Origin of the sequence: uncultured Gimesia sp., from assembly GCF_963972345.1 — a bacterium.
Lineage (GTDB): Bacteria > Planctomycetota > Planctomycetia > Planctomycetales > Planctomycetaceae > Gimesia.
Genome location: NZ_CAXAVM010000004.1, coordinates 46941 through 59020, shown reverse-complemented (window position 1 = coordinate 59020; position 12080 = coordinate 46941). Strand labels below are relative to the sequence as shown.

The window sequence follows — 12080 nt, the reverse complement described above, 5'->3', positions numbered from 1 at the left end:
GTAATTTATGAGATCATTTCTTTGACAACGTGTCCGTGAACATCAGTTAAACGAAAATCGCGACCGGCATAGCGGTAGGTAAGTCGTTCGTGATCGATGCCGAGCAAATGCAGCATGGTCGCGTGCAGATCGTGAACGTGAACTTTATTTTCAGATGCAGCGAAGCCGGTTTCATCGGTAGCACCGTGGACGTATCCGCCTTTGGTGCCGCCACCGGCCATCCACATGCTGAAACCATAGTGATTGTGATCACGTCCACTCATCGAAGGGAGTTCGGCGACAGGGGTTCTGCCGAACTCGCCTCCCCAGAGCAGGAGGGTCGAATCAAGCATACCACGCTGTTTCAGATCCGTCAGAAAAGCAGCAATGGGTTGATCCCATTGACCGCAGAGGCGTCTCAGGCTTTTTTCAATAGCACTATGGTTGTCCCATTCCTGACCTCCACTATGCCAGACCTGAATGAAGCGAACTCCTTTTTCCAGTAGGCGGCGCGTCATTAAAAGTTGACGTCCCTGTAAACCATCTCCATACATTTTCTGGATATGCTTTGGTTCTTTGGAGAGATCGAGCACATCCGCTGCTTCAAACTGCATGCGGTAAGCCAGTTCAAATGACTGGATTCTCGCTTCGAGCAGGGAATCGTGGCCTCGCTGATCCAGATGACGTTGATTGATTTTCTGCAGCAGATCCAACTGGCGGCGTTGTCGTTCTGGTGTTTGGGGATTATTGATATTTTCAATCAGCCGTGAGACGGAAGTTTCTTTGGTGTCGAGATGAGTTCCCTGAAAGGCACCGGGCAGGAAAGCCGATCGCCAGTTTTTGGGACCCACAACAGGAAAACCGTTCGGGCAGAGCACAACAAAACCGGGTAGATTTTCATTGAGTGCACCAAGTCCGTAATTCACCCAGGAACCGAAGCTGGGGCGGGGCAATGCGTTGTCGCCGCAGTTCATAAGTAAGAGCGAAGGCTCATGGTTGGGAATATCAGAATGCATGGATCGGATGATGCACATGTCGTCCACGTGAGCCGCCGTTTTCTCAAACAGTTCACTGACTTCGATACCGGACTCGCCGTACTTTCTGAATTTAAATGGGGAACCCAGTGCGCCTGCTGTTTTCCGTTCAGTTGGCAGGTTCGGATTGGGCAGCGGCTTGCCGTGGAATTTATTGAGTAATGGCTTGGGGTCAAATGTATCAACGTGGGAAGGACCACCATTCATAAACAGGTGCACGACCTGTTTCGCCTGTGCCGGGTGGTGGCGTATGACGGGTGTTTCCCTGCCGGCAGCCTGCGCATTTTCCCGCGCGGTGAGTTCCGCCAGCGCCAGCATTCCCATACCCATGCCAGAGCGGGTCAGCAATTCACGCCGGGAATACTGCGGTGACAGAGGTGTCGTCTGATGGAGTGACATGATACGTTCCTGCCGATTTAATCTATAAACTGAAATTCGTTCGATAGCAACAGAACTTGAGCCAGACTCTGCCACGGTGTGACAGGCAGTGGTTCTGGTTTGCGAAAATCTTTGGAATAATTCCACTGATGGACCGGATGTTGTTGTGGTTCCTTTAATGTGATTTCCGGCGACCAGACAAATGAATCGAAGCCGAGATGTCCTGCAATGTCGACGACGAAATCAATCGTCTGGTTTTTCTCCAGTGTGATTGTTTCGATATCGGTTTTTTCCGTACTTTGATGCAGAGTCCAGGGGCCGAGTGCCAGCTGGTTGTTGATCAGGACCCGACCGCGAATTCCATTTCCCTGTGGCAGTTCGTGTTTGAGGGTTCCTGTCAGGGAGACGGTCATTTTTTCTGGAGCGCGCCAGCGAATCACGGCGACATGATCCAGATCATTTCCCGGATGCCCGCCGGTCTGATCTAAAAAGACCCAGCCGATTTGGGGATCCGGCAGTTGATTCCCACCCTGATACTGTTTGCCATTCCAGTGGGGCAGTGGCTGGAAACCGCTGAGAGTTTTTGTTTTCAGATCATAGGCTGCGTAGCCATATTCCCATTCAGAACGAGTGGGCTCCGGCTTGAATTGGATCTGATCTGCCTTGAGAAACTCAAGCATGTCACGGATTTCAGTTTGAGTCGGATTCCGCTGCAGTATGTTCCGATAGAGAAGTTGAATTCCCGCAGTTTGAGTTTCAGCCTGTTCCGATTTCTGCCCCAGAACGAGTGCCGCTTTGAGTACCAGCGGGTGATTCATCAGAAACAGTGATTGACCGGGTACTGATGTCGAATTACGGACACCCGTGCTGACATCGGGAGAAGGAAAGTCGAAGATGCGGAGCAGACCGGGAACCTCCTGGCGATCAATGATGGTGTAGAGCGTCCGTCGCTGGTTCGCTTCAGATGCAATTCCCGAGATTGATTTGCCGCCGACTGTTTGATCGAGTTGATGGCTTACCTGGAGCAGGGTATCCCGCATGGATTCGAAGTCCTGTCGCCTGCGATTCATTCTCCATAGCAGTTTGTTGGCGGGATCAATTTTCTCACCTGCCTCGTGTGAAGTACTTGACTGCTGGTAGGTAGCTGACTGCATGATGTAGCCATGGAGTTTTTTGATAGACCAGCCATTTCGCATGAACCAGCTGGCAAGATGTTCCAGCAGTTCCGGGTGGCTAGGGCGGGCTCCCTGGATTCCGAAATCGCTGGGAGTGGAGACGATTCCCTGCCCGAAATGATGTTGCCAGACCCTGTTCACGATCACCCTGGCTGTGAGTGGATTTCGGGGTGAAGTGATGGCGTTGGCCAGTTCCAGCCTGCCGCTTCCCTGTTGAAATGGTTCATCTGAAATCTGATCGAAATAACTCAAAAACTTTCTGGGGACTGGTTGACCCGGTGATCCGGAATTTCCCCGCTTGAAGACGCGCGGTTCGATAATCTGCTCAGCATCACGCAGAGTCATCATTTGCGCCAGTTCCACGGGAGCCTGTGCTCGTGCCTGGTCAAGGGCAGCATTCAGGGCTTTTACCTTTTCCTGGAGCTTCCTGTCTGGAAATAGTTTTAATACCGTATAACCATGCAAAGGAATGACCAGGGGGGAATAAGGGCTGTAAAAGGAATTCAGGAATTGTTGTCTGGCAATCGGAAACGGCTGCTGGTTTTGCTCCTGCTCTGGTTTCCTGGCAGCGACGATTCTGTTATTCCATTCGAGGTCGATCTCGTGGAAGAGGGTAGCATAACCGTGAATAATGTCATTAAATTGCTGTGGTTTCTTTTTCAGCAGATGGGAGGCGAGCAGGGATTCGACTGAGTCAGGATCAGAGTCATCCACGGTGCGTTTTAGTTCGTCTGCTGCCTGAGGAGCAAAATTGATATTGGGAATGTCTTCCAGCTTCTTCCAGATGGAAAACGCCGGGTCCGCGGATTTTTCAGCAATATCGAGAAATTCCTGCCAGAGCAGTAAGACCTCAGGGTTGAGATCATCCCCATCTACGATCACGTCGAATTTGACGGTATCAGGCCCCTGTCGGCGTGAATGAGCGACTGTCAGGTATTCTGCCAGGCGTTCTGAAGTATCCCGTAGTACGTTTTCGTGTTGACCTTGATAGAGGTGTTTCAACTCTCTGGCTGCATTTTGAATTTGTCTTGCTTGATCCTGTAGTGCTGCAGGGATTTGATTCTGTGTGCGAAATGGCAGATCGAGGGGTTCCAGTGAATTGCGAAAGACGCCATATAATGAGTAATAATCTTCGATGGAAACCGGGTCAAATTTGTGATCGTGACAACGGGCACAGCCGACAGTGAGACCCAGGAAGCCACGCGTAACGACGTCGATGCGATCCGAAATGATATCGTGAATATCATTTTTGAATCGCGGACCCAGAGTGATAAAACCGAGGGCAGCCAGTGATTCATGAGGCATGTTTTCTGTCAGGTAATCGGCGGCCAGCTGTTCACGAATAAACTGATCAAAGGCTTTGTCCTGATTGAAACTGTTGATGACATAATCACGGTACGTGTAAGCGAAGTGAAAGGCGGGTTTCTCGAAAAATACATAACCTTTGGTATCAGCATAACGTGCGACGTCCAGCCAGTGTCTGCCCCACCGCTCACCATAATGCGGAGAAGCGAGTTGGTCTGTGACTGCTGAATTGACCATGGATCTCTGTGCGTGGCTCGTGAAGTATTGCACCTGTTCCCGTGTGGGCAGCAATCCTGTCAGGTCCCAGAAAATACGACGCAGGAGCACGGCAGATTCCGCGGCAGGCGCTGGTTGTAATCCTGCCTGTTCCAGTCGATTGAGAATAAAAAAATCGATGTCGTTGTGGGGCCAGTCCTGATTATTGACAGTAGGCAGGATGGGATCCTGAATGGGTTGGAAAGACCAGTGTTTTGAATAATCAATGACAGCAGAGGGTTTAACATTAGCAGACTGAGGCCAGACCACTCCCTGTCTGATCCAGGTTGACAGGGTCTCTATTTCGGCTGGTGTCAGAGTGTTATCGGGGGGCATTTCCAGGGATTCGCGACGGACGGCACTCATCAGCAGGCTGTTTTCGGGATGATTCACTTTAACCGCCGGGCCATTTTCCCCTCCTTTCAGCAGCGCAGCACGGGAATCGAGTCTTAATTCGGCAAATTGCTTTTTCGCACTGTGACATTCCTGACAGTGTTTGACCAACAAGGGGCGCACGTGCTGTTCGAAAAACAGCTCTTTTTCTCTGTGGGTGGGCTGAGAAGTTTCTGCCGAAGCAAGTTCTGCGGGTGAGATCCCGATCAGGCTGATGATCCCGATCAGGCTTTGAAGGAAAATTTTCATCGCATGGTTTTCCGGAGGTTTCCAATCAGAATTCAGCTGACTTATTCAATATGATCCTCGATGATCTGTAGTGCATCTGAGAGGCTGCCTTCACGAAGTGCCTCGATGATCGGCAGATGTTCTTCATAGATCTGGACAGGGTTTTGGTATCGCAGATGCGATTCGCGAAAATGTCTTCGAATGCGTGAAACCATCGCCGACCAGATTGCCAGCAAATCGGGAGAATTGGCCCGTTTGACAAGCGATCGGTGAAAAGCAATATCATGTTCGGAGATCAGGGCGAAATCTTTGCTTTCGCACGCCTGTTTCATCTTACTGAGTATCGTTTCCCACGTGAGGAAATCTTCTTCTGTCAGCTGATCAAAAAACAGTCGAATCGCATATTTCTCAATTGTGCAACGCAGCGGAATGATTAACTCGGATATTTCATTGGGAGCTGAGGTGGAGACCAATGCGCCTTTATTCCGATCGGTTTCGACAACACCTTCCCATGCCAGTTGCTGAAGGGCTTCCCGAATCGGCCCACGACTGACAGAGAATCGTTTTGCCAGATCCACCTCACGCAGTCGTTCCCCTTCGGCAATTCTGCCAGAGAGAATATCCTCGCGAAGTCGTTCTACGATCTGCTCGCCCAGTCCCCGGACCAGCTGTGGTTCATTCATTTCAATTCCTCGAACAGATGAATTTTTCCTTACGTCGACTATTAAATGTTAATTGTTAACAATAATGGTTCAAATAAAAAGAGCGAGCAGGTGGATTAAGTGCAAATATATCCTATTTTCAAAATAAGATACAAACGAATATATGTAATGAGGCTAAGAAAACAATCTCAAAGATTTCTGATCGTGAAGACCAGGTCGGAAGACAGAAATCTTTCTTTTCAGTTGAAACTTTAGTCAGGTTATTGGTGTAAGACTATATATAAAGGGACTTGTGGGCATTCCAGCTGGCAGGATCAGGACTTGTTGTGAATGCGGCAACTGATTAAAATATTATTCTGTAAAAATATACATAAGTGTTCATGGGATTTGTTTTTGGCTGTTTTTTCCAAAAGAGATCAAAAAACTGAAATAATATGGGAAGAAATGCGGTTAATGTCACTATATGCCTATAGAGGGTGTTATTCATTTTTGTGATAAGCATGAATGAACTCATCATGGAAATGCACGAGCTCACACGCTTTAATGAGCACACAACGTTAGGGGACTAGTGCCTGCTTCCTATCATTGTGAAAGTGAGCTCGTGCTTTCTTTTTTCTCCCTGCATCGCATGTCTTAATAGATAATTTCGCTGGGAGACTTCGCGTGCCCGCAATGGACGCTGGGCAACATCCTGATGACGCCGTTAGCTGACTTTAGTCGAGAGCACCATTCCCAGTCATGCGCGGGCGCATTCTTATAGTGGCTGTTCCAGTAACGTGGCGTTCTGTCTTTCCAGTACATCAGGCAGCCCGTTCCGCAATAATCGACGGAGCAGATTTTATCCCCCATATCAGTAAATGCTTTCACAATGTGGTAGTCATCAAAATGGCCGCCGACTAATTGTGATTCATTATGACGATTACGGTAGCAACCGGAGACCGCGTTTGGTGGAATCCGGTCGGCCGTTAATTCGGTCATTAAATTCACTCCTGCTTCCAGCGGAACCAGTATGTCATCTTCAATCAGCCAGTGTATGTCTCCGCGCATTTCATTTCGCAGTCGATTGCAGGCAAGAGCCATAAAACGTGCGGTTTTGTCTCTGCGTTCTTTTTCATTTTTATAGGAAAACGTATCCGGATGTGACACGATTCGTATGGTTTCAAAGGTATTGATGTAGCGACTGGTTTCAGCCCTGATCTTACAAAGAGTATCTACATTGTTCGAGTTGTCAAACAGAACCAGTTCCACGGGTTCCTCACTGTTGATAAGATTTACTGATTGAGAGACTGCAGACAGCCATTGGGGAAAAAAATCTGGCAACCTGCCGCTGATAATGGAACCTATACTGAGACGCGAACAGATCCGACGCATCTGAGGTAATAATATTTCCTGACGTTTCTGGTACTTGGTCTGGATGTTAGCTGACCAGGAATTGGCATGTTGACGGTACTTTAATACTGCAGTACTGCGGACAGGAGTACCAAGGCGTGACCCGCGTAAAGCCAGATCCCAGTCCCACATCGTATTAATCTTATTCCGCCACCGACCTGCAGTTTCAAACGCCTGGCGATTCCAGAGTGCGGACGTATTCACGAAGTTTCGCAGCCAGAGTTGTCCCTCCGTCCATTCAGGTGCGTTCCAGAGCGTGGAATAATCTCCAAATGCTTCAGCAGCACCATACGCGAACGGCGTGTTACAGGTCATTTTATCAAGATGTTGCTGGACATAATCCGGAGGCAGAATATCATCACCATCCAGAAAAAGGAGGTAATCACCTCTCGCTATTTCAGCACCGCGGTTTCGCGTTTCGCAGACGCCTGTATGCCAGGAGGACTCTGTAATAATCAATCCCTGTTTTTTGTACTTTTGTGCGACGCTGACTGAGTTGTCAAAACTGCAGTCATCTGCATAAATCACCTCACAGGAAATGCTCTGATTGAAAGCTGACTCAATGGTCTCAGCCAGATACACAGCGTTATTTCGAGCTGCAATGACAATACTGATTTGTGGAGAACGAGCGGCAGGAGTGCGGGAGTGAGGTCTTTGTGGGATATCTGGCTGAGTGTCGTTTGGCCAGACAGCGTTTCCAACCATGAGTTTAGCCCTTTGTTCATGGATATTGTGGAGAAAGAAATTTAACTTTATGTAGTATTTAGAAGGGCTCGAACGGGTCAAGATGAGAAATCAGGTTTCGCCTGTTTCAGATCATGATTTAAAGGTGACAATGAGCACGAAGAGATTTTATGAAGCAACGATCTGTCAATTTAGAAGGTATGGGATCTTGAGCACTCAATATTTGACAGGATCTCTGCCCGTATAAGCATTTCTGATTTGCTGAATTCCCTGATCTGAAATTTTGGAACCTTCAAGATACAGGTTCTTCATACGGTTCAGTTTTGTCAGGAGTGGAATGGATTTATCACTGATCTGCGTGTCTTTGATGTTCAACCAGTCCAGACGTGGATTGTGTTTGATAAATGTGATGCCTTGATCAGAAATATTCAGCCGATCCAGATTCACCGAACTCAGTTTTTTCAAGGTTGCCAGAGCCTGTAAACCCTCGTCAGTGATCTGGCGATTTTTCTGAAGCGAAAGGTGAGTCAGGTTCAGCAGGCTGCTGACGTGAGAGAGGCCTGCATCTGTCAAACCTGTTTCATGCAGATCCAGATTTTTCAGAGTAAGCTTCCCGTTGAGAGGAGCCAGCGCATCATCCATGACGTGACAGTCTTCCAGGTGCAGAACTTCCAGTTTCGCCAGTCCCTTCAGGGGAGTCATGATTTCATGTGTCACAGTCTGGGGATGAAACTTAATCTCTCTGATATAAAAATCAGTTTCTGGTAAGTCCTGTACCTGGGTTACCGGTTCGTAGCGCCCGTCAATCACGATTTCGCATTCATGGTTCAGAAGCCATTCTGCTGTCTCCCGCTCAATATGAGCCTGTTGTTCTGATGGTTCTTTCACTGGCAGTATCTCCGGTAAAGGCGTCGGTTCCTTACCTGTGAGCGGGGGCTCCGCAGTCGGGTACATCCACGCGCCCCAAGTTCCGAGACTAAACAGCAGAATGAATGTTAAAAACAGAATCCCCCGTTTTTTTCTCACGAAATGGTTTGATTGTTGAATCTGTGTACTGGCGTCGCTGGCGATGACCTCGATCGGCGGGGTCAGAATGGTGTTTCGGCAGAGCTCGATCAGTTCCTGGCTTTCACTCAGATGGGTTTCTGCAGATTCAGTCAGAGGGGTTTCATTCTGCTGGCTCAGAAATCGGTCCAGTATTTCCACAACTTCCGCCATGGACTGGATTCTGTCAGCGGGATTTTTTTTCATCATCGACTGAAACAGATCTTCCAACGTGTCCGGAATCTTCGGAATCACATCTGACAGTCGGGGAGGCGTTTCTTCGCGATGCGCGAGAATCGTGGCAATCTGGGTCTGCTGTTTGAAGGGAACCTGTCCTGTCAACAGTTTATAAAATGTGCAACCCAGGCTGTAAATGTCTGCTCGATGGTCGATTTTTTTTACACTGTAGGCCTGCTCGGGAGCCATATACTGCACACTGCCCATAATACACTGACTGTCTGTCAGATCGCTTAAGTGCGTATTCGTCTCGCTGAGACCAGCCAGGCCGAGATCTAAAATTTTTACTTCCCCTTCCGCAGTGAGAAACAGATTGGAGGGTTTGATATCCCGGTGAATCAGATTATGGTTATGGATATATTGTAACCCGTTGGCGACCTGCCTGACGATATAGCAGGCGGACTTGATGGAGATTTTTTTTTCTGATTTGAGAATCGTTTTTAAATCATGACCGGATAAATATTCCATTACCAGAAAACAGGTTTCATTGGCTTCACCGGCATCGGTAGCTTTGACAATATTGGGATGGTCTAACTGCCCGACCAGTTCCATTTCCCGATAGAATCGTTGCGTCTGAGTGGCATTGTCCCATTGATTATTCAACAGTAATTTGAGGACAACCTGTTTTTTCAGACGAGCGTGGATCGCCTTGTAAACGACTCCCATGCCTCCCTGGCCTATTTTCTCGATGAGGTGATAAATTCCAATGACCTGAATTGTAATCCGGTTCAATTCTTCATCGACAGGGATGTGATTAGAAGAGCCAGCGTGCGGGGTGGGTGAATAAGCCGTTGATGATGGCTGATTAATCGAGGATATTGTGGAGTTGTAGATACGTTCCAGTTGTTGTTCCGAAAAAGGTTGCTGATTGGAAGCCCCGATATCATCTTGCCGTGGCTGGTATTTCTGCCAACTCTTCAACTCTGAATCTTCTGAGAAGAACTCAGTTCGCTTCTGACAACTTGCGCATTGACACAGATGTTCCTTGACGTGCTGATTTTCAGGTTCAACCAGCTCGTTGCGCAGATAATGAATAATCTGGCTGTCGGAAAGACACTTTTGCATAAATGGCCCAAAAAAACTTCACTTTTGAAATATGATACTGTCAAATGAGAGTCGCTGGATCTCCTCTTTCAGTTTTTTCTGTACAACAAATTTTGCCTTATATACCCAGGATATTTCCCTCTTCAGTTTTTCTGCAGCCAGCTGAGCTCCTACATCATCGATCCAGGTCAGTTCAAATGCTTTCCAGGTCTGATCATCAAACAGCGGTTGAATATTATTTAAGGCTGTTGTGAAAATATGACTGCAGAATTCATCAGACCAGACGGCGTCGGATTCGCCTGCCTGCTCATAGATCTCATCCTGAATACCTGGTGTTCCCATCTGATTCTGAAATTTTTTGTTTTTCTTGAAAAAACGACAGATTTCGTGGTAGGTCACCGTTCCCAGCCAGGAGCGAAACCGTCCCAGCTTCCGATTGTATTCAAATGAGGGTAAGGACGTGCTGATCTGTCGAAATACTTCCTGGCATACATCTTCAGCATCGCAGTCTTTGAGATGGAGCTTTCGACAATAATTGTAGATGAGAGGCCCATAGATGCGAACGAATTCTCTCCATGCTTCGGAATCGGTCTGGAATCGGACTCGATTCAGAAGAGTGACATGAGTCGAAGGCCAATCGGGGCTGTACTTCATAAATCACTTCCTCAGGGAGGCTTCTGAGTGGTTGCTTGTCAGTTGTTTAGTGGACTTATGGATCTTGTCTGGTGGCTTATAGACCTTCATAACTAGTTACGGGTCATTTTATGTTTCTAAATTAGAGAACCGTCTAAAATCAATTTACTCAACCTCGTACTCGAATGAAATAAAAATATTCACTAAGTCTGACAAGAGTATCTAATAATCAATTGAAAAACATTACAGTTGGGAAACCAGTTCCAGGCTCTCAAGAGAGATTCTTTGCTGGAAAGGGCTGAAATCAGGATGCGAGCTGTCTCAAGGTAGTGATTAAGTAGATCGCCATCGCCAGACTCTACCCAGTTTTACTGTAGCGTCTCCATGGCCATTTGGACCGAGAATAATAGATTGAGAGACGCTATGGTTAAATGTGACGCGATCCAGATTTCTGTTTTCATTACTTAAATAGATTATGAAAACAAAAGCAGGTTCGCATCAGGGAACCGATATCGTGCTGATTCCCGGGAGAAGATTTCTATCACTTCGAGAATTGATAAAGTTCAGAAAGTTGGTTGATTGAGCAGAGATCAGGGGCTGCTAATCAATGAAGTTCTGGCTTTTTCCAACAAGCGGGACAGTTCTTTGAGTTCAGACGCACTGAGGTGACCAATCAGTTTACGATGCAGATCCAGATCGGGTTTATCAATCTCTTTTAATAACTTCAGGGCTTTGGGGGTGATTTCGATATAAACGACTCGTCGATCTTCAGTACAGCGATTACGTTTTATCAAATCCTGTGCCTGAAGCCGATCGAGTAACCCTGTGATCGCAGGGACCACCTGAACCATACGGTTTGCTATTTCGAGTGAAGGCATCGGTTTGCCTTCTCCCCGCAAGATGCGCAATACGTTGTATTGTGAGGGGGTTAAGCTGTATTCCCTGAAGAGTCTGCCAAACTGATTGTGGAAGACATCGCTGGTCCTCAGAATATTCAGAATGGCCGCCTGCTCCAATGAGTCAAAAGGTTGCTTTTTTTTAATCTCATGCTGCAGATTGCTGTGTGACATTTTGACCCCTGAATAATGGAACAGAATCCGACCATTTTATGTGTAAACAATCAAAGCGTCAATAGGCTGAATGACATCAATTCGAGCCAGGTCATCCTGATTGGAGTAGATTCTCTGTAAAGCGGATTGAGTGGAGCGGGTATTTCCTGTGAAAGCGACAGGGGTGCTGAATGCGGGTCGACTGGTTTAAACGACAAAAATCACGATGGTAAAGTATGTTTCCAGACAGGCACGTTATGGTTTCTGCCGAAACTCGGTAGGGGTACAGTTTTCATGTTCCTTGATCACGACGCTCAAATAAGCAGCACTGGAATAACCCGCCATCTGCGCAATCTGCCCAAGTGTAAAATCGGTATCGATCAGCAATAGCCGGGCAATCACACCGTCTCCCTGCCAGCTGTTGATCTTCTCTGGCAAAACCGTCTGCGGTCCCCATTCGTCAATGTAAATCAACCAGGGGCCAAGAGTACGCGCGCAGGTGGAAATTCTCTGTAGAATTTCACGCCCGAATGTTTTCGACGATTCGATAAAAATCGCGACCTGTGGAGTTGGGGCAGGGTTCATTGCTCA

8 protein-coding genes are annotated in these 12080 nt (G+C 47.5%); all 8 read right to left on the bottom strand.

Annotated elements, in window-relative coordinates:
* Window positions 1–5 precede the first annotated feature (5 nt).
* Complete coding sequence (locus tag AACZ40_RS01160; protein ID WP_291175509.1) at window positions 6–1412, bottom strand: DUF1501 domain-containing protein; 1407 nt, start codon at window positions 1410–1412, stop codon at window positions 6–8.
* A gap of 17 nt (window positions 1413–1429) precedes the next feature.
* The gene (locus AACZ40_RS01155; protein WP_291175506.1) at window positions 1430–4768 is read right to left on the bottom strand and encodes a PSD1 and planctomycete cytochrome C domain-containing protein; all 3339 of its coding nucleotides are present in this window, start codon (window positions 4766–4768) and stop codon (window positions 1430–1432) included.
* 41 nt (window positions 4769–4809) lie between these two features.
* Window positions 4810–5430 carry a GntR family transcriptional regulator gene (locus AACZ40_RS01150; RefSeq protein WP_291175503.1) on the bottom strand — a complete coding sequence of 207 codons (621 nt, stop codon included), beginning with the start codon at window positions 5428–5430 and terminating at the stop codon, window positions 4810–4812.
* A 612-nt stretch (window positions 5431–6042) separates the two neighbouring features.
* Window positions 6043–7503 (bottom strand): glycosyltransferase family 2 protein, encoded by a 1461-nt coding sequence (locus AACZ40_RS01145; protein ID WP_291175500.1) that lies wholly within the window; start codon window positions 7501–7503, stop codon window positions 6043–6045.
* A 195-nt stretch (window positions 7504–7698) separates the two neighbouring features.
* Complete coding sequence (locus tag AACZ40_RS01140; RefSeq protein ID WP_291175496.1) at window positions 7699–9684, bottom strand: protein kinase; 1986 nt, start codon at window positions 9682–9684, stop codon at window positions 7699–7701.
* 162 nt (window positions 9685–9846) lie between these two features.
* Window positions 9847–10461 carry a sigma-70 family RNA polymerase sigma factor gene (locus AACZ40_RS01135; protein ID WP_291175492.1) on the bottom strand — a complete coding sequence of 205 codons (615 nt, stop codon included), beginning with the start codon at window positions 10459–10461 and terminating at the stop codon, window positions 9847–9849.
* Window positions 10462–11030: 569 nt separating this feature from the next.
* Window positions 11031–11510 carry a MarR family transcriptional regulator gene (locus AACZ40_RS01130; protein ID WP_291175489.1) on the bottom strand — a complete coding sequence of 160 codons (480 nt, stop codon included), beginning with the start codon at window positions 11508–11510 and terminating at the stop codon, window positions 11031–11033.
* A gap of 234 nt (window positions 11511–11744) precedes the next feature.
* Window positions 11745–12074 (bottom strand): helix-turn-helix domain-containing protein, encoded by a 330-nt coding sequence (locus tag AACZ40_RS01125; protein ID WP_291175487.1) that lies wholly within the window; start codon window positions 12072–12074, stop codon window positions 11745–11747.
* Window positions 12075–12080 lie beyond the last annotated feature (6 nt).

Bases quoted from the DNA above. Each gene is read 5' to 3' on its own strand.
- AACZ40_RS01135 (WP_291175492.1), bottom strand. From the start codon at position 10,461: ATGAAGTACAGCCCCGATTGGCCTTCGACTCATGTCACTCTTCTGAAT.
- AACZ40_RS01160 (WP_291175509.1), bottom strand. From the start codon at position 1,412: ATGTCACTCCATCAGACGACACCTCTGTCACCGCAGTATTCCCGGCGT.
- AACZ40_RS01150 (WP_291175503.1), bottom strand. From the start codon at position 5,430: ATGAATGAACCACAGCTGGTCCGGGGACTGGGCGAGCAGATCGTAGAA.
- AACZ40_RS01125 (WP_291175487.1), bottom strand. From the start codon at position 12,074: ATGAACCCTGCCCCAACTCCACAGGTCGCGATTTTTATCGAATCGTCG.
- AACZ40_RS01155 (WP_291175506.1), bottom strand. From the start codon at position 4,768: ATGAAAATTTTCCTTCAAAGCCTGATCGGGATCATCAGCCTGATCGGG.
- AACZ40_RS01130 (WP_291175489.1), bottom strand. From the start codon at position 11,510: ATGTCACACAGCAATCTGCAGCATGAGATTAAAAAAAAGCAACCTTTT.
- AACZ40_RS01145 (WP_291175500.1), bottom strand. From the start codon at position 7,503: ATGGTTGGAAACGCTGTCTGGCCAAACGACACTCAGCCAGATATCCCA.